The sequence below is a fragment of the Mesorhizobium sp. BR1-1-16 genome (genome assembly GCF_020165495.1).
In the GTDB taxonomy this organism is placed as follows: Bacteria; Pseudomonadota; Alphaproteobacteria; order Rhizobiales; family Kaistiaceae; genus Kaistia.
This window is the reverse complement of the sequence record NZ_JAIUIE010000008.1, coordinates 95,624-112,348: the sequence shown is the minus strand read 5'-3', so window position 1 is coordinate 112,348 and position 16,725 is coordinate 95,624. Positions and strand designations below refer to the sequence as shown.

17 protein-coding genes are annotated in these 16,725 nt (G+C 66.9%); 11 read left to right on the top strand and 6 right to left on the bottom strand.

Going from position 1 to position 16,725, the window contains the following annotated elements:
* The first annotated feature begins 8 nt into the window (after window positions 1-8).
* Window positions 9-629 carry a 2,3-bisphosphoglycerate-dependent phosphoglycerate mutase gene (locus LB518_RS17305; protein ID WP_224578847.1) on the top strand — a complete coding sequence of 207 codons (621 nt, stop codon included), beginning with the start codon at window positions 9-11 and terminating at the stop codon, window positions 627-629.
* Here the strand turns inward: LB518_RS17305 and queG are convergent.
* Window positions 619-1,851, bottom strand: coding sequence for a tRNA epoxyqueuosine(34) reductase QueG (gene queG, locus LB518_RS17300; protein WP_224578845.1), 1,233 nt, complete (start codon window positions 1,849-1,851; stop codon window positions 619-621). The two genes, LB518_RS17305 and queG, sit on opposite strands and share 11 nt — an antisense overlap.
* Window positions 1,749-2,441: a glutathione S-transferase family protein gene (locus LB518_RS17295; RefSeq protein WP_224578843.1), complete on the bottom strand. Its 693-nt coding sequence runs from the start codon at window positions 2,439-2,441 to the stop codon at window positions 1,749-1,751. The genes queG and LB518_RS17295 overlap by 103 nt, the downstream gene beginning before the upstream one ends.
* A 155-nt stretch (window positions 2,442-2,596) precedes the next feature.
* Between LB518_RS17295 and LB518_RS17290 the strand changes: the two genes are divergently transcribed.
* The gene (locus LB518_RS17290) at window positions 2,597-3,403 is read left to right on the top strand and encodes an undecaprenyl-diphosphate phosphatase (RefSeq protein WP_224578841.1); all 807 of its coding nucleotides are present in this window, start codon (window positions 2,597-2,599) and stop codon (window positions 3,401-3,403) included.
* Between the two features lie 63 nt (window positions 3,404-3,466).
* On the opposite strand, the gene LB518_RS17285 is transcribed toward LB518_RS17290, so the two are convergent.
* Together LB518_RS17285 and hrcA are read right to left on the bottom strand one after the other, a co-directional pair.
* Complete coding sequence (locus LB518_RS17285) at window positions 3,467-4,438, bottom strand: complex I NDUFA9 subunit family protein (protein ID WP_224578838.1); 972 nt, start codon at window positions 4,436-4,438, stop codon at window positions 3,467-3,469.
* 89 nt (window positions 4,439-4,527) lie between these two features.
* Window positions 4,528-5,634 carry a heat-inducible transcriptional repressor HrcA gene (gene hrcA / locus LB518_RS17280; protein WP_224578836.1) on the bottom strand — a complete coding sequence of 369 codons (1,107 nt, stop codon included), beginning with the start codon at window positions 5,632-5,634 and terminating at the stop codon, window positions 4,528-4,530.
* A gap of 126 nt (window positions 5,635-5,760) precedes the next feature.
* Between hrcA and rph the strand changes: the two genes are divergently transcribed.
* From rph to hemW, 3 genes are read left to right on the top strand one after another with little or no spacing between them, the layout of a single operon-like run.
* Window positions 5,761-6,474, top strand: a complete 714-nt coding sequence (gene rph / locus LB518_RS17275) for a ribonuclease PH (protein WP_224578834.1) — start codon at window positions 5,761-5,763, stop codon at window positions 6,472-6,474.
* Between the two features lie 19 nt (window positions 6,475-6,493).
* A complete protein-coding gene (locus LB518_RS17270; protein WP_224578833.1) occupies window positions 6,494-7,135 on the top strand; it encodes a non-canonical purine NTP pyrophosphatase in 642 nt (213 codons plus the stop codon).
* On the top strand, window positions 7,132-8,310 hold the full coding sequence (gene hemW, locus LB518_RS17265) for a radical SAM family heme chaperone HemW (RefSeq protein ID WP_502845846.1): 1,179 nt from the start codon (window positions 7,132-7,134) through the stop codon (window positions 8,308-8,310). The genes LB518_RS17270 and hemW overlap by 4 nt, the downstream gene beginning before the upstream one ends.
* A gap of 4 nt (window positions 8,311-8,314) precedes the next feature.
* Here hemW and LB518_RS17260 read toward each other — a convergent pair whose 3' ends face one another.
* On the bottom strand, window positions 8,315-9,526 hold the full coding sequence (locus LB518_RS17260) for a penicillin-binding protein activator (RefSeq protein WP_224578829.1): 1,212 nt from the start codon (window positions 9,524-9,526) through the stop codon (window positions 8,315-8,317).
* Between the two features lie 145 nt (window positions 9,527-9,671).
* Here LB518_RS17260 and rsmI point away from each other — a divergent pair, with 145 nt between their 5' ends.
* The 4 genes from rsmI (at window position 9,672) to LB518_RS17240 (ending at window position 13,663) form a co-directional block, all read left to right on the top strand.
* Complete coding sequence (gene rsmI / locus LB518_RS17255; RefSeq protein WP_224578826.1) at window positions 9,672-10,592, top strand: 16S rRNA (cytidine(1402)-2'-O)-methyltransferase; 921 nt, start codon at window positions 9,672-9,674, stop codon at window positions 10,590-10,592.
* Window positions 10,576-10,977: a YraN family protein gene (locus LB518_RS17250; protein ID WP_224578824.1), complete on the top strand. Its 402-nt coding sequence runs from the start codon at window positions 10,576-10,578 to the stop codon at window positions 10,975-10,977. The genes rsmI and LB518_RS17250 overlap by 17 nt, the downstream gene beginning before the upstream one ends.
* A 90-nt stretch (window positions 10,978-11,067) precedes the next feature.
* Complete coding sequence (gene gshB / locus LB518_RS17245) at window positions 11,068-12,009, top strand: glutathione synthase (RefSeq protein ID WP_224578822.1); 942 nt, start codon at window positions 11,068-11,070, stop codon at window positions 12,007-12,009.
* A 121-nt stretch (window positions 12,010-12,130) separates the two neighbouring features.
* Complete coding sequence (locus LB518_RS17240) at window positions 12,131-13,663, top strand: YifB family Mg chelatase-like AAA ATPase (RefSeq protein WP_224578820.1); 1,533 nt, start codon at window positions 12,131-12,133, stop codon at window positions 13,661-13,663.
* Window positions 13,664-13,782: 119 nt separating this feature from the next.
* Here LB518_RS17240 and LB518_RS17235 read toward each other — a convergent pair whose 3' ends face one another.
* Window positions 13,783-14,079: a hypothetical protein gene (locus LB518_RS17235; RefSeq protein ID WP_224578819.1), complete on the bottom strand. Its 297-nt coding sequence runs from the start codon at window positions 14,077-14,079 to the stop codon at window positions 13,783-13,785.
* 120 nt (window positions 14,080-14,199) lie between these two features.
* On the opposite strand from LB518_RS17235, the gene LB518_RS17230 reads away from it, so the two are divergent.
* Complete coding sequence (locus LB518_RS17230; RefSeq protein WP_224578817.1) at window positions 14,200-14,541, top strand: helix-turn-helix domain-containing protein; 342 nt, start codon at window positions 14,200-14,202, stop codon at window positions 14,539-14,541.
* Between the two features lie 292 nt (window positions 14,542-14,833).
* Complete coding sequence (locus LB518_RS17225) at window positions 14,834-16,690, top strand: ATP-binding protein (RefSeq protein WP_224578814.1); 1,857 nt, start codon at window positions 14,834-14,836, stop codon at window positions 16,688-16,690.
* Window positions 16,691-16,725: the final 35 nt, after the last annotated feature.

Below are 16,725 nucleotides of genomic sequence, written 5' to 3'. Positions count from 1 at the left end.
GACCCCGCATGGACCGCCTCCTCGTGCTCGTGCGCCACGGCCAGAGCGACTGGAACCTGAAGAACCTTTTCACCGGCTGGCGCGACCCCGACCTGACGCCTAAGGGCATCGAAGAGGCAAGCGCGGCCGGCAAGCGGCTGAAGGCGCTCGACCTGTCCTTTGGCCTCGCCTTCACCTCCGAACTGACGCGTGCCCAGCACACGCTGAAGCTCATCCTTGACGAGGTCGGCCAGCCCGATCTTCCGACCATCCGCGACGTCGCCCTCAACGAGCGCGACTATGGCGAGCTTTCCGGCCTCAACAAGGACGACGCCCGCGCCAAATGGGGCGAGGAGCAGGTCCATATCTGGCGCCGCTCCTATGATGTGCCGCCGCCGGGCGGGGAATCGCTGAAGGATACGGGCGCGCGCGTCTGGCCCTATTATCTCTTCAACATCCTGCCGCCGGTGATGCGCGGCGAGAAGGTGCTGGTCGCGGCGCATGGCAATTCGCTGCGCGCGCTGATCATGGCGCTGGAAGGCCTGACGCCCGAGGAAATCCTCAAGCAGGAGTTGGAGACCGGCGTGCCGATCCTCTACCGCCTGAACGCTGACACCACCGTCGCAGAGAAGAAGGTGCTCAAGGGCTGACGCCCGGCACCCATTCCTCGCGTACCGCCGCGTCAGCTTCGCGCCCGGCGCGGCTGAGACGCTCTGCCTGCCAGACCCCCGGGGCCAGTTGCCGCAGCGCCCAGACGGCGGCGCCGCGCACCACGGGCGCCGGATCGTCAAGGCGGGCACGAACCACCGGCAGAAACGACGGCTCGGCCGTGTTGCCGATGGCGATGAGCACGTTGCGGACGAAGCGGTCGCGGCCGATCCGCTTGACCGGCGACGCCGTAAAAAGCGCGCGGAAGGCCTGATCATCGAGTGCTGCGAGGTCTGCGAGCCTCGGCGCCTGCAGTTCAGGCCGGGCCTTCAGCTTCATCTCGGCGCCGGCCTGGGCGAACTTGTTCCAGGGGCAGGCGGCGAGGCAGTCGTCGCAACCATAGATGCGGTTGCCCATTGCGGCGCGGAATTCGGCCGGGATCGGACCGTCATGCTCGATGGTCAGATACGAGATGCAGCGGCGCGCATCGAGGCGATAAGGCGTCGGGAAAGCCGAAGTCGGGCAGGCATCGAGGCAGGCGCGGCATGAGCCGCAGTGATCGCGCTCGGTCGCATCCGGCGGCAGCGGCAACGCCGTCAGTATGGCGCCGAGAAACAGCCACGACCCGAACTCGCGCGAAACGAGATTGGTGTGCTTGCCTTGCCAGCCAAGACCCGCGCTGGCGGCGAGCGGCTTTTCCATCAACGGCGCTGTATCGACGAACACTTTGACCTCGGCGCCCGTGCGCGATGCGAGGCGGCCGGCGAGCAGCTTCAGCTTGCCTTTGATGACATCGTGATAATCGCGATTCTGCGCGTAGACCGAGATGGCGCCGCGATCGCGCTGCTGCAAAACGGCGCGCGGATCGGTGTCAGGCCCGTAGTTGAGCCCGAGCATGACGACGGCGCGGACATCAGGCCAAAGCACGCGCGGATCGGCGCGCCTTGCCTCGGTCTCCGCCATCCAGTTCATGCTGGCGTGATGACCGTCGGCAAGAAAGGTCGAAAGACGGCCGGCAGCTTCCGGGATCGCGTCCGGCGGTGTGATGCGGAGCGCGTCGAAGCCTTCGCGCCTGGCGTCGGCGACGAGCCGTGCCTTCTCGGCCAGGAGGCCGTCTTCGTTCAGAAGTCGAGATCCGCGTAATGGGTCGAGGCCGGCACGCCCCTTAGCGTGTCCGCGAGCAGCGAGCGGAAGGACGGCCGGGACTTCACCCGCGCGTACCACGCCTTCGCCGTCTCGTCGGCTTCCCATGGCACCTCGCCGAGATAATCGATGCAGGAAAGCTCCGCCGCCGCCGCGAAATCGGCCAGCGAGAGTTCGCGGCCGGCAAGCCAGTTCCTGCGTCCGGCCAGATAGCCGATATACTGCAGATGATAGCGGATATTGGCGCGGGCCGCACGAATCGCCGCCGGATCTGGCGAATTATTGCCCTCGCCCGTGGCCATGCGGCGCTTATAGACCTTCTCGGTGACCATGTAGTTCGTCACCTCGCCATGCAGCTTCTGCGAAAACCACTCGACGAGGCGGCGGACCTCGGCGCGATCGGCGGCATGCTCAGGCATCAGGCGGACTTCGCCCATCCGCGCGCCCTTGGTTTCAAGCAGATATTCGGCAATCACCGAACCGCCGCTGACGACGGTGTCGTTGTCGTCGATGAAGATCGGCAGCGTGCCAGCCGGATTGAGCTGCAGCAACGCAGGGATGCGCAGCCACGGCTTTTCCTCGATGAACTCAGCCGTTTCGTCATATTCCGCCAGAACGAGACGGACATAACGGGACGCGGCGGAGAATGGATGGTGGTGAAGCTTGGGCATTGTCACGCGCGAGGTGTGGCGGGCAATCGAAGCGATTTTGCGGCAGTTCGTCCAATTGCCCCCGGAGCTTTGCGGCCCGCATATAGGCTGCCATTGCAATGGGGATCAAGCCGATTCGCGGCTAGCCCCCGCTTCTCCTCTCCGGGGGTTCCCTCATGGATCTGCACAGTGTGCTGGACGCGCTCGTCCTCGGCCTGCTTGAAGGCCTCACAGAGTTCATTCCGGTCTCCTCGACCGGTCATCTGCTGCTCGCGGGGCACTTTCTCGGCTTCGACAGCCCCGGTCGCGCCTTCGAGGTCCTGATCCAGCTCGGCGCCATTCTCGCGATCCTCACCGTCTATGCGGCGCGGCTCATCAAGATGGCGCGGGACCTGCCGAGTGACCCGCGCACGCGGCGCTTCGTGTTCGGCATTCTGCTCGCATTCCTGCCTGCGGTGGTGATCGGCGTCATTGCGCATGACTTCATCAAGCGCGTGCTGTTCGAGAGCCCGATGCTGATCTCGATCATGCTGATCGTGGGCGGCTTCATCCTGCTGATCGTCGACCGGCTCGACCTTAAGCCGCGCTATCGAGACGCGATGGATTATCCTCTGCACGTCTATCTTGGCATCGGCATTGCCCAGTGCCTGGCCATGATCCCCGGCGTCTCGCGCTCCGGTTCATCGGTCGTGGCGGCGATGCTGTTCGGCAGCGACAAGCGCGCGGCGGCGGAATTCTCGTTCTTTCTCGCCATGCCGACCATGGTCGGCGCCTTCGCCTATGACTTCTACAAGAACAAGGATGCGCTGACCGGCGCCGCCTGGCTCAACATCACGGTCGGCTTCATCGCGGCGTTCATTGCCGGCGTGTTCGTCGTCCGCCACCTGCTCGATTTCGTCAGCCAGCGCGGCTTCGCGCCGTTCGCCTATTGGCGCATCGTCGTGGGCGCCATCGCGCTCGCCGCCGTCATCACCTTCGGCTGAAATACAAAAGAAAAGCGGGGCCGAAAAGCCCCGCGATATTCTCAGATCCGATGGTGAGGCCGATCAGGCGACGCGCTTGTCGTTGAACTGGCCATGCGGCTTGAACCGCACCAGATAGGACGGCAACACGGCGGCGAGGCTGGTCGGGGTGATGCCCATGCCCTGCAGCGTCCGGCCCTCGGCGATCGCATGGGGCGAAACGACATTGTCGGTTTCCAGCAGCTTGAGCTGGTCGCGCGTCATCATCGGGTTCGGCAGCCATTCCATGATCGAGGCCTGGACCCGCGCGACGCCCCACGGCATCGGCAGCAGCGGACGGCTGCGCTCGATCTCCTTCAGCGTCAATTCGAGGCATTCGCGGAAGGTCTTCACCTCGGGACCGCCAAGCTCATAGACGCGTCCGCCGGTGACCGTGCCATCCACGGCGCGCGCAATCGCCTCGGCGACATCGCCGACGAACACCGGCTGCAGCCTTGTGGTGCCGCCGCCGATCAGCGGCAGGAACGGCATGAAGCGCGTCAGATTGGCGAAGCGGTTGAAGAACTGATCCTCAGGGCCGAACACGATCGACGGACGAAGCACGACGGCGCCGGGCACGGTCTGGAGCGCAGCGGCTTCGCCTTCGGCCTTGCTGCGCGCATAGAGCGATTCCGAATTGGCCGCGGCGCCAAGGGCCGACATCTGGACCAGCGTCGAAATGCCGGCGCCGCGGGCCGCCTCGGCGACGGCGCGGGCGCCGAAGCTCTGCACCGCACCGAAGGTCTGGCGGCCACTCTCCGACAGGATGCCGACCAGATTGACCACCGCATCGGCGCCTTCGACCGCCCGGTCGACCGACCAGCGATAGCGCAGATTGGCCTGGATCGGCATGATCTGGCCGACAGCGCCGAGTGGCTGTACATGGCCGGCGAGATCGGGCCTGCGGACCGCGACGCGAATGCGCCAGCCGCGCTTGGCCAGCGCCCGGACGGCGTGCCGGCCGATGAAGCCCGAGCCGCCGAAGATCGTGACCAGCTTGCCCCTGTCCGCCGTCATGCCTGTCTCCTGCCTTCTGTGGTGCTTCTCAATACTGGCTGGCGCGGGGCCTGTACAGCCGCCATCCGGTCGCGGAAGCGGCTGGAATGTCAGCGGATCAGACGGCCGACCAGCTTGGCGGTATAATCGACCATCGGCACGATGCGCGCATAGTTGAGCCGTGTCGGGCCGATGACCCCGAGCACGCCGACGACGCGGCTTTCCTGGTCGCGATAGGGCGAGACGACCAGCGAGGAACCGGAGAGCGAGAACAGCTTGTTTTCCGAGCCGATGAAGATGCGCACGCCGTCGCCGGCCTCGGCGCTGCCGAGCAGTTCGACCAGTTCGCGCTGCGTCTCGATATCGTCGAAAAGCAGGCGGATGCGCTCGAGGTCCTCGGCGGCGCGGACATCCTCGAGCAGATTGGCCTGGCCGCGCACGATCAGCGTTTCCAGGCGGCCGGCAGATTTTCCGGCCCAGCTTGCGAGGCCCTGGTCGACCAGCCGCGCCGTCAGCTGGTCGAGCTCGGCGCGCATCTCGCTCTGTCGCTGAAGAAGCTCCACCCGCGCCTCGGAGAGGCTGCGGCCGCGCAGATGGGCGTTGATGTAGTTGGACGCCTCGATCAGCGCCGAGGGGGTGGTGCCCGGCTCGATATCGATGAGGCGGTTCTCGACCGAGCCGTCCTCGCCTACCAGCACGACCAGCGCGCGCGTCGGCTCGAGACGCAGGAACTCGACCTGCTTCAGCCGCTGGTCGATCTTCGAAGCGAGCACGACGCCCGCGCCGCGCGAGAGACCGGACAGCATCCGGCTGGCATCGGCGAGGAACTCGTCGACGGGACGACCGCTGCCGCCCGCTGCGACACGGTTTTCGATGTCGCGGCGCTCGTCGGCCGTGAGATCGCCGACCTCCAGCATGGCGTCGACGAAGAGGCGAAGACCGCTCTCGGTCGGCAGGCGCCCTGCGGAGGTATGCGGCGAATAGATGAGGCCGAGATATTCGAGGTCGGCCATGACATTGCGGATCGAGGCCGGCGACAGCGCCATCGGCAGGATGCGCGACAGGTTGCGCGACCCGAGCGGTTCGCCGGTTTCGAGATAAGTGTCGACGATGCGCCGGAAAATTTCGCGCGAGCGTCGATCAAGCCGCGCCAGCGTCGAGGCCGATGTATCGGAAGGGGGTCGTTCGCCGGTCAGGTTGGGCTCGTCCTCTGTCATGGCGGCATGATCGCGCGATGCTGAGACAGATTAAGTGTCGATTTTCCGCCCGGCTTCAAGCGGGGCTTTGCGTCAACGCGCCATGGCGGCTACAAGCTGTCGCATCAAGCTTCATAAGGATAGCCCATGCGACCCTCCAAGCGCGCCGCAGACGCCATGCGCCCGGTCTCGTTTGAACGGGGCGTCGCCAAGCATGCCGAGGGTTCCTGCCTCGTGCGCTTCGGCGATACCCATGTCCTGTGCACGGCCAGCCTCGAGGAAAAGCCGCCGGCATGGCTGCGCGGTTCCGGCAAGGGCTGGGTCACCGCCGAATATGGCATGCTGCCGCGCTCGACCGGCGATCGCATGCGCCGCGAGGCTGCAACGGGCAAGCAATCGGGCCGGACGCAGGAAATCCAGCGGCTGATCGGCCGCTCGCTCCGCGCCGTCGTCGACCTTGTCCATCTCGGCGAGAAGCAGATCACCATCGATTGCGACGTGTTGCAGGCCGATGGCGGCACGCGCACGGCGTCGGTCACCGGCGGCTGGATCGCGCTCTATGAATGCATCCAGTGGATGAAGGCGCGCGACATGGTCGGCCCGAAGGTGATCCGCGATCACGTCGCGGCCATTTCGGTCGGCATGTATCGCGGCAAGCCGGTGCTCGATCTCGATTATGCCGAGGATTCTGAAGCCGAGACCGATGCCAATTTCGTGATGACCGGCTCGGGCGGCATCGTCGAGATCCAGGGCACCGCCGAGGGCAAGCCTTTCGACGAAGCTGAACTCACCGCGATGCTCGGATTGGCCAAGGCCGGTATCGGCCAGCTCGTCGAATTGCAGAAGCAGACGCTCGCCTGAGACGGCGGCAGAGGACGCCATGACCCACCGCCTCAAGCGCGGCGATACGCTCGTCGTCGCCAGCCACAACAAGGGCAAGCTGCGCGAGTTTGCCGATCTGCTCGGCCCGTTCGGTCTCAAGACCGTCTCAGGCGGCGAACTCGGCCTGCCCGAGCCGGCCGAAACCGGCACGACCTTCGAGGAGAATGCAGCGATCAAGGCGATCGCCGCCGCCACCGCCTCGGGCTTTCCGGCGCTTTCCGACGATTCCGGCATGTGCGTCGATGCGATTGGCGGCGATCCCGGCGTCTATTCCGCCGATTGGGCCGGGCCCGACAAGGACTTCTCCCGCGCCATGCGCAATGTCGAGGAGAAGCTGCAGCAGGCCGGAGCACGCACCCCGGAACAGCGGACCGGCCGCTTCGTCGCGGTGCTCTGCCTTGCCTTTCCCGACGGTACATTGCGTTATTATCGCGGCGAGATCGAAGGCACGATGATCTGGCCGCCGCGCGGCTCGCTCGGCTTCGGCTATGATCCGATGTTTCTGCCCGAAGGGCATGAACGCAGCTTCGGCGAAATGGCAGCGACCGAGAAACACGGCTGGTCGGCCGGACGCACCGATGCGCTGTCGCATCGCGCCCGCGCCTTCGCACGTTTCGCCGCTGCCGAGCTCGAGGATTGATCCGCTTGGACGAACCCCACGACCCGCCGATCGATCCCGGCTTCGGCGTCTATGTCCACTGGCCGTTCTGCGCCTCGAAATGCCCCTATTGCGATTTCAATTCGCATGTGCGGCGCGAGGGGGTCGATCAGGTGCGCTTTGCCGCCGCGCTTGTCGCCGAGATCAAGGCGACGGCGGCGCGCGCGCCCGGACGGCAAGTGTCGTCCATCTTCCTCGGCGGCGGCACGCCCTCGCTGATGGATCCCGCGACGGTCGCAACCGTGCTCGATGCCATCGCCGGCGCATGGACCGTGGCACCCGATGCCGAGATCACCATGGAGGCCAACCCCTCCAGCGTCGAGGCCGAGCGCTTCCGCGGCTATCGCGCCGCCGGAGTCAACCGCGTCTCGCTCGGCGTGCAGGCGCTGAACGATGCCGATCTGCGTGCGCTCGGGCGGCTGCACACGGCCGAGGAAGCGATGAAGGCGGTCGAGATCGCGCGGGCGACCTTCCCGCGCATTTCGTTTGACCTCATCTATGCAAGGCCCGGCCAGACGCCGGAGCTCTGGGCGGCCGAGCTCAAGGCCGCGCTCGACCGCGCCTCGGACCATCTCTCGCTCTATCAGCTGACCATCGAGCCGGACACGATGTTCGAGAAGCTCTATGCCGCCGGCAAGCTCAAGATTCCCGACGAGGATACGGCGGCGACTTTGTTCGAGGTGACGCAGGAGATCTGCGAAGCGCATGGCCGTCCGGCCTATGAGATCTCGAATCATGCAGCACCGGGCGCTGAATGCCGGCACAATCTCGTCTATTGGCGCTATGGCGAATATGCCGGCATCGGGCCGGGCGCGCATGGCCGCCTCGTCGTCGATGGCCGCCGGCATGCCACGGCGACCGCGCGCGAGCCGGAAAAATGGCTCTCGCGCGTCGAATCCTGGGGCGATGGCGTCGACACCGACGACGTGCTGACACCCGAGGAATCGGGCGATGAGCTGTTGCTGATGGGCCTCCGCCTGGTCGAGGGCATCGACCTCCGCCGCTACCGCGCGATCGCTGGCCGCCCGCTCGATCCGAGCCGGCTTGCCGACCTCATCGCGCATGGCATGGTCGAACGGATCGGGCCGCATCACGTCCGCGCCACCCGCGCCGGCGCCTTCGTGCTCGACGCCGTCGTCGCGGATCTGGCTGCCTGAGGGACTAAAGACCTGCGCGCGGCGGAAAGCTGCGCGGTGCCGGATCGATGATCCGGGCGCTGCCGGCCGCGACTTCATAAATGGCGAGACTGCGCTGGTTGAGCCCGTCCGGCAGCAGGCGGAAAGCGCCGTCGACGCCTGTGAAGCCGTTTGGATTGGTCAGCGTCTCGAAAGCGAACCGCTTTTCGCCATAGCGCGCCGCAAGGCCGGCGGCGAGGCGCGTGGCGTCGAAGGCCAGCGCTGCCGGCCGCGGCGGTGCCGTGCCAAAGGCCGCGGCATAGCGCGCGGCGAAGCCGGCAAAGCCGCTTCCATCCGGCGCGGGGAACCAGCCGCCCTGCAGTGCCGGCGCAGCAAGCAGGCGCGGGTCGTTCCACTGGCCGGAACCGAGCAGTTGCACGCGTGAAGGGCCACCCGGCGCCGCTGCCAGCGCAGCCCCGACCCGGAGTGGCGCATCGTCGCCGGCCGGAACCGCGATGGCGCTCGCCCCGCCGGCCGTTGCCAGCGCTGCGACCGTCGCGACCTTCTGGCCGAGTGACGCGGCATCAGAGCCATAACGCTCGACGGCAGCAAGCTGACCACCGCTGGCGGCGACCGCGCGCTGCAGCGCCGAACCGAACACCGAGCCATAGCCGGTGTCGGGCAGGAGCGCAGCGAAACTGCGCTTGCCGCGCGCGGCTGCAAAACGCGCGATCCGATCCGCGTCGCCCTCCGGCAGGAACCCGAACAGATAGACGCCGCGCGCCGCAACGCTGGAATCGGTCGAGAAGACCAGCATCGGCACGCCCGCAGGACGTGCCACTTCCGACGCGCCGCGTACCGAGGCGGCGAAAAGCGGCCCGATGATCAGCTCGGCACCGGCACCGACCGCCGCGGCGGCCGCCGCGCGGCCACCTTCGCTCGTGCCCTGGTCGTCCTTGACGATGATCGTGAGATCGGCGCCCGGAGTTTCCTTGAGAGCGAGTTCGACGGCATGGCGAAGGCTCGCCGCCACGAGCCCGGCATTGCCGGGCGCAGAGGCGGGAAGCAGCAGCGCGACCCGCACCTTGCCGCTGCCGATTGTATCGGTGGCGACAGGCTGGGTGGCCATCCCCCCCGAAGGGGCGTTCGCCTCGATCGTCGGCGCACAGCCGGATGCGGCCATGGCGCCGGCCAGCGCCGCCGCAGCGCGCCATCCCCTCAGCCAGCCAATGCCTCGCCTTGACAGTATCGGTCGCACGCCGGCCTTCTCCTTGGTCGATCCAGACGGTATCACTAGAAAAGGGCCGGACGGCCGCGAGAGGCAAGAGGCCGATGTCCCCATTTTCACCATTCTTGTCCCCAAGCGCCCATGTCTGGTGTCCCTACGGGCGGGGCAAACGGCCATGAGCGGCCCAAACGACGAGCCGCGCCGCTACACGATCGACGGCCAGGGCTTCACCGCGCCGCCTCTGCCCGGCGGGCTCTACATCGTCTCGACGCCGATCGGCAATCTTCGCGACATCACGATCCGCGCTTTGCAGACGCTTGCGGCCGCCGACATCATCGCCTGCGAGGATACGCGGACGACGCGCGTGCTGCTGCGTCATTACGGCCTCTCGGGACAGCTCATCGCCTATCACGAGCACAATGCCGCAGAGCAGCGGCCACGCATCCTCGAAGCGCTCGAGGCCGGGCGCAGTCTCGCGCTGGTCAGCGACGCCGGCACACCGCTCATCTCCGATCCCGGCTACCGACTGGTCGCCGATGTCTCCGCAGCCGGCCATCCGGTCATTCCGATCCCTGGCGCATCGGCGATCCTCGCCGGTCTCGTGGCCGCGGCCCTGCCGACCGACGCCTTTTTCTTCGCCGGCTTCCTGCCGACGCGCACCGTCGGCCGCAAGAAGCGCATCGCCGCGCTCGCGGCTGTTCCGGGCACGCTCGTATTCTACGAATCGCCCCACCGCACCGCCGAGACTCTGACGGACCTTGCCGAGACGCTCGGGCCGGAGCGTCCGGCGACGATGGCGCGCGAACTCACCAAGACCTTCGAGACGCACCGGCGCGGCACGCTCGGCAGCCTGGCCGCCGAGCTTGCCGGCGAGGCCGACCCGAAGGGCGAGATCGTCATCATGGTCGGTCCGCCCGAGGCTGGAGTCGCGGAGCCTGGCGACATCGATGCGCTGCTGCTTCGCCTCCTCGCAGGGCATCCCGTCAAGGAGGCCGCCCAGCAGGCGGCCGCGCAAACGGGCCTGCCGAGGCGGGACCTCTATCAGCGGGCGCTGGCGCTGAAGGAAAGCGATGGCGGCGATGACGGCGCTACCTGAGGCGAAGCGTCCGCGCCGCAAGTCAGCAGACCGCCAGGCCGCGGAGCAGCGCGGGCGCCGCGCGGAGCGGATCGCCGCGCTCTATCTCGGCCTCAAGGGCTACCGCGTCGTCGCCCGGCGCTTCAGGAGCCCGGTCGGCGAGATCGACCTGATCATGCGACGCGGCGGCGTGCTCGCCTTTGTCGAGGTGAAGAACCGCGCGGATCTCGATGCGGCGGCGCTCGCGGTCACGCCTTTCGCGCGGCAAAGGCTGGTGCGGGCGGCCGAGGCCTATATCGGTCGCCACCCGGGCGCGGCGACGCTCACGCTCCGCTTCGATGTCGTCCTCATCGCGCCGCGCCGCTGGCCGCGCCATCTCGTCGATGCCTTCGGGACCGATCGCTGAGGCCCTCGCCGGGATTGCCATGCGGCCCCCGGACGCGCCATAAGACTTCGCCAGATCGCCCGCCCTGCGCGCGCCAGCTTCGAGGTTTCCATGTCGCTTTCCGTCGCCGTGCAGATGGATCATATCGCCAGCATCAATATCCGCGGCGACTCGACCTTCGCGCTGATGCTGGAGGGGCAGCGACGCGGCCACCGGCTGGCGCATTATACGCCCGACCGTCTGTCGCTGAATGACGGGCGGGTCGAGGCCCGGCTCGAGACCGTGCAGGTCCGCGACGTTCCGGGCGATCATTTCACGCTCGGCGAAACCGAACGCACCGATCTCTCGACCTTCGATGTCGTGCTGCTCCGGCAGGACCCGCCCTTCGACATGGGCTATATCACCACGACGCATCTTCTGGAGCGCATCCATCCGAAGACGCTCGTCGTCAACGATCCGGCCGAGGTGCGCAACGCGCCCGAGAAGATCTTCGTCACCGAGTTTCCGGCCCTGATGCCGCCGACGCTGATCTCGCGTGATGCCGAGGAAATCCGCGATTTCCGCCGCGCCCATGGCGATATCATCGTCAAGCCGCTCTATGGCAATGGCGGCGCCGGCGTGTTCCGCCTGTCGGAAGGCGATCAGAATCTCGCCTCGCTGCTCGAGATCTTCGCCGCCGCCTATCGCGGCGAACCCTATGTCGTGCAGCGCTATCTGCCCGCCGTCCGGGCCGGCGACAAGCGCATCATCCTCGTCGACGGCGTCGCTGCCGGGGCCATCAATCGTGTCCCCGCCGATGGTGAATCACGCTCCAACATGCATGTCGGCGGCCGCCCGGAACCGATAGAACTCACACGGCGCGACCGCGAGATCTGCGAGGCGATCGGCCCGGAGCTGAAGCGGCGCGGCTTCCTGTTCGTCGGCATCGACGTCATCGGCGATTACCTGACCGAGATCAACGTCACCTCGCCGACCGGCATCCGCGAAGTGAAGCGCTTCGGCGGCGCCGACATCGCCAGCCTGATCTGGGATGCGATCGAAGCCAAACGGTGAACGATTTTCAACCGCCTGCAACCTCTGCGCAACTGCCGCGCGATTTTTGTTCCCCTCCTGTTCTTGCGCCCCTGCCTTGCTTCGCCTAGTCTTGCTTGCTGGGTGAACGGGGGTCAGGCTGATGGTCGCGCATGTGACGACGGTGTCCTTCCAGGGGATCGAGGCGGTTCCCGTGGATGTGCAGGTGCAGATCGTGCCTGGGCTGTCGAGCTTCATCGTCGTCGGGTTGCCGGACAAGACCGTTGCGGAGAGCCGCGAGCGCGTGCGCTCGGCGCTGCATGCCTCCGGCCTCGCCCTCCCGCCGAAGCGGGTCATCGTCAATCTCGCGCCGGCCGATCTCCCCAAAGAGGGCAGCCACTACGACCTGCCGATCGCGATGGCGCTGATGGCGGCGATCGGAGCACTTCCGGGCGAGCGACTGTCGGACTATCTCGTGCTCGGGGAGCTGGCGCTCGATGGAACGATCACCGCTGTCGCAGGCGTGCTGCCAGCGGCGATCGGGGCGAATGCCATGGGGCGCGGGCTGATATGCCCGGCGGCGACGGGATCTGAGGCCGCCTGGGCGAGCCGCGATCTCGATATCCTCGCGCCGCGCAGCCTGATCGCGCTTGCCAATCACTTCAAGGGCACGCAGAAGCTGACCCGGCCGGAGCCGGCGCTGATGCGGGAACCGCCGCTCCTCGCCGATCTCGCCGACATCCGGGGCCAGGAAGTTGCCAAGCGTGCGCTGGAAATCGCGGCGGCTGGCGGCCACAACCTCCTGATGGTCGGACCGCCCGGCGCGGGCAAATCCATGCTGGCGAGCCGCCTGCCCTCCATCCTGCCGCCGCTGACGCCGCGCGAACTGCTCGAGGTCTCGATGGTGACGTCGATCGGAGGCGAACTTTCCGGCGGAAAGCTCACCGACCGTCGCCCGTTTCGCGCGCCACATCACTCGGCCTCGATGGCGGCGCTGGTCGGCGGCGGCTTGCGCGTCAAGCCGGGCGAGGTGTCACTCGCCCACCATGGCGTGCTGTTCCTCGACGAATTGCCGGAGTTCCAGCCGCAAGTGCTCGATTCCCTCCGCCAGCCGCTGGAGACCGGCGAGGCCGTCATCGCGCGCGCCAATCACCGTGTCAGCTATCCGGCGCGCTTCCAGATGGTCGCGGCGATGAATCCATGCCGCTGCGGCATGGCGGGCGAGCCCGGGCATCTCTGTGCGCGCGGCCCGCGCTGCGCTACCGATTATCAGGGCCGCCTGTCAGGCCCGTTTCTCGACCGGATCGACATCCGGATCGAGGTGCCGGCCGTCACGGCAGCCGATCTCATCGCGCCCGGCCGCGGCGAGGCGAGCGCATTGGTCGCGGCGCGTGTCGCCGCAGCGCGGGGTCTGCAGGCTGCCCGCTACGAGGCGTTGTCGCTGGGCGATGTCGGCAGCAATGCCCGCTGCCCGACCAGTCTGCTGGAGGATATCGCGGCACCCGATGCGAGCGGCCGTACGCTGCTCGCCGAGGCGGCGCATGCCTTGAAGCTCTCGGCGCGCGGCTATCACCGCGTGCTCAAGGTCGCCCGGACCATCGCCGATCTCGACGGCGCCGCCCATGTCGGCCGCATCCATCTCGCGGAAGCGCTGAGCTACCGTGCCGTCGGCGAACGGTTGCAGGCGGCGGCCTGATCGACGTCATTCGCGCGACGACAGTCTTCCTCGTGGTGATAGTCTATCGCCGCACCGGTTGACGGCTGCACGGCTGAACGTCTGGAGATGCGGATCGCTCGGCGGAATCCTGGCGCGATCTAGAAGCCGAGGGCGAACCAGAGGCCTTCTGCCTTCAGGATAAGCGCGGCGACGACGCCAAATGCCAGAACCGCGATGGCAACGCCAAGTAGCCGCGTCGAGCCTTGCTGTTCGAATTCATCTGGATAGCGCCGCATGATCTCTTCGGCGATCGCCAGACGGGCATTGGCCCGATCAATTTCCCGTTTGGTTGCCTCTTCGACGGCCGACAGCTTCGTCGCGTCTTGCTGCGCAAGTTGCCGGGGACGTTGAACCAGATCTACCTCGTCCATCGGCGCAGGGGGAATATTCTGCATGCTGAAGCCCAATAACCCCCCTCAGAAGGAGGAATGTTACGCCGGTTGTGACAGTGGATTTAGATGAATTGTCACAATGGATGAGACCATACATTTGCTTTTTCGGACTATCGTTCCGGCATGGCAGACGGCACCTATGGCAGGACGTTTATCCGCGAGTGGCGCCTCTCACGAGGGCTGTCGCTCCGCAAGCTATCGTCTATGACGGCCTCACACCCCGGTGGAGAGCCTGTGATTTCGCACGCAAGTCTTGGTCGAATTGAAAAGGGAGAACAACCCTATTCGCAGGCTGTGCTTGAAGCTGTCTCGCGGGCGCTGAACGTACCGACGGCGCTATTGCTTGAATCGCGACCTGACGAGAACTTCGAAACGCAGGAATTGATCGCGGACTTTCGAACGCTGGATCCCTCGAAGCGCCGGCAGGTCATTAATTTCGTGAAATTTCTTGTGGGACAACCGTAACACCCCCGTGCAGGCAACACCGATTGTTTGTAACATAGGGTGTACCACGTTTCATCCCTACCCTGCAATAGTAAGTTGTATTCCCGTAGTCCTGCTTACCTCGTTTGACGCATCTCAGGTTGCCACCCGCGACTTCGGCTCACGCGCCTCGAACGAGCCGTCATGCGGAGCGTAAGCGTCGTGCCGCCAATAGCGGCAGGGGGTTGACCGACTCGCGGATAGCAAGGGTTTCGCAATCAAGCCGCCCTAGAGTGCAGCTGCCGCGCGCCTGCGCACCCGAGGGGCAAATCCGATGTCCGCTGATCCGCTCCGCGATGTCGTCGCGTCACCCGTGCCACAACCTCTGGCAGCAACGCTGCTCGCGGTCGGCGCCGGGCTGTCTGCAATGGTCGCACTGGCGGCCGGTTTTGCCGAACCCGCGAACGGGGCGAATTATTTCATTGCTGCTGGGTTGTTCCTGGCTCTGGGCGGCATCGGCACGCTTTGGCTGCAGCTCCATGCCGAACGGCGCGTCCGAAGGGCGCTCGCCGAGCGGCTCGAGACGCTGCAGGATCTCTCCTGGGAACTGAGCGACGCCGGCTCTCAAAAGGCCGCCGAGGCGGTTATCCCGATCGCGACCGTAAGCCATGAGATGCGGGCGCCGCTGCATGGCGTGCTGGCGCTGGTCGATCTGCTCGCCGGCACGAACCTCTCGGCCGAGCAGCGCTCCTATGTCAGCGCGGTCAGTCAGTCGGCCGGCGCGCTCGCCCGGCTGGTGGATGATCTGCTCGATGCCTCGCGCATCGCGACCGGCCAGTTCACGCTCGCCGCAACATCCGTCGAGATCGAGGCGCTGGTCGAGGACATCGCCGAACTGCTGGCCCCGCTGGCGCAGGCGCGCGGCATCGGCATCGGCACGCGCGTTGCCCCTGACCTGCCGCCGGTCATGGTCGATTCCGGCCGGCTTCGCCAAATCCTGATCAATCTCGTGACGAATGCGATCGCGGCGACCGAGCACGGCTCCGTGTTGCTCGCCGTCGATCCGGCCGATACGATCGCTGACCGTGGCATCGCCCTCGCCTTTGCCGTGCATGACAGCGGACCCGGCGTCGAAGGCGCCGACCGCGACCGGATCTTCGGCAGCTTCGAGCGGGCGCGGGTTGATGGTTCGGGCCTCGGCCTCGGGCTCGCCATCTCACAGCAGATCGTTTCGCGGATGGGCGGCCAAATCGCGCTGGAGGCGCGCGCCGGTGGCGGCGCCGTCTTTCATTTCACGCTCACTTTGCCGGCACTCAGCCATCCGCCTCGCGCGACGCGGCCCCTCGATGGCCAGGACGTGCTGCTGGTCACCCCGCCCGGGCTCGAGCGGGACGCCCTGGGAGCAGCGCTGGAGCAGGCCGGTGCAGAAGCCCGCCTTGTCGGCAGCCTCGCCGAGGCGGCCGGCCTCGTCGGCGCCGCGGTGGCCGCCGGTCAACCCTATCGCATGGTTCTCGCCGACGCCCGCATGACCGGCGACGCGCGGGCGGCGCTGAAGCGGTTGCGCAATGCCGCCGGCGGCCCGTTGGCGGTGGGCATCATGGTTGAAGCGCGTGAACGGCGAGCCGTCGATGCGCTCCGGGATGACGGCTTCGATGCCTATCTGATCCGCCCGGTGCGCCGTCGCTCGCTGATCGCCGTGGTCGCGGAAGCGATCCGCCGCCCGGCCGGCTTCATTGCGGATCCGGCAGACGGACCCGGCCAGGCATTGCCAGAGCCGCGCGGGGCTCGGCCACTCGATGTGCTGGTGGTCGAGGATGACCCGGTCTCGGCATTGCTGGCGCGTGCGGTGCTGGAGCGGCTCGGCCATGAGGTGAGCGACGTGCGGACGCTGGCGGCAGCCAGGGCTCGACTCGCCGATCCGCCCGACGTCGTGCTGGTCGATCTGAAGCTCGGCGATGGCGACGGGCTCGACCTCATCCGCGCCTTCGCCACGTCGGCCGCCGGGCGGTCGCGGCCCGCTCTGATCGCGACTTCGGGACGTAGCGATCTCGCCACGAGAGCGGCCGCGCTCGATGTCGGCGCCGACATCTTTCTCGAGAAGCCCATTTCCGCGGAACGGCTCTCACGCGCCTTCGAGGAGGCGCTGAGCAGGCGAAGCATCCAGCCGGATCCCCGTCACCAAACTGCATGAATTCCGTGATCTATAGCGTCGATCGTTGCCGGCGA

Bases quoted from the DNA above. Each gene is read 5' to 3' on its own strand.
- LB518_RS17305 (WP_224578847.1), top strand. From the start codon at position 9: ATGGACCGCCTCCTCGTGCTCGTGCGCCACGGCCAGAGCGACTGGAAC.
- LB518_RS17295 (WP_224578843.1), bottom strand. From the start codon at position 2,441: ATGCCCAAGCTTCACCACCATCCATTCTCCGCCGCGTCCCGTTATGTC.
- LB518_RS17290 (WP_224578841.1), top strand. From the start codon at position 2,597: ATGGATCTGCACAGTGTGCTGGACGCGCTCGTCCTCGGCCTGCTTGAA.
- LB518_RS17285 (WP_224578838.1), bottom strand. From the start codon at position 4,438: ATGACGGCGGACAGGGGCAAGCTGGTCACGATCTTCGGCGGCTCGGGC.
- hrcA (WP_224578836.1), bottom strand. From the start codon at position 5,634: ATGACAGAGGACGAGCCCAACCTGACCGGCGAACGACCCCCTTCCGAT.
- rph (WP_224578834.1), top strand. From the start codon at position 5,761: ATGCGACCCTCCAAGCGCGCCGCAGACGCCATGCGCCCGGTCTCGTTT.
- LB518_RS17270 (WP_224578833.1), top strand. From the start codon at position 6,494: ATGACCCACCGCCTCAAGCGCGGCGATACGCTCGTCGTCGCCAGCCAC.
- rsmI (WP_224578826.1), top strand. From the start codon at position 9,672: ATGAGCGGCCCAAACGACGAGCCGCGCCGCTACACGATCGACGGCCAG.
- LB518_RS17250 (WP_224578824.1), top strand. From the start codon at position 10,576: ATGACGGCGCTACCTGAGGCGAAGCGTCCGCGCCGCAAGTCAGCAGAC.
- gshB (WP_224578822.1), top strand. From the start codon at position 11,068: ATGTCGCTTTCCGTCGCCGTGCAGATGGATCATATCGCCAGCATCAAT.
- LB518_RS17240 (WP_224578820.1), top strand. From the start codon at position 12,131: ATGGTCGCGCATGTGACGACGGTGTCCTTCCAGGGGATCGAGGCGGTT.
- LB518_RS17235 (WP_224578819.1), bottom strand. From the start codon at position 14,079: ATGCAGAATATTCCCCCTGCGCCGATGGACGAGGTAGATCTGGTTCAA.
- LB518_RS17230 (WP_224578817.1), top strand. From the start codon at position 14,200: ATGGCAGACGGCACCTATGGCAGGACGTTTATCCGCGAGTGGCGCCTC.
- LB518_RS17225 (WP_224578814.1), top strand. From the start codon at position 14,834: ATGTCCGCTGATCCGCTCCGCGATGTCGTCGCGTCACCCGTGCCACAA.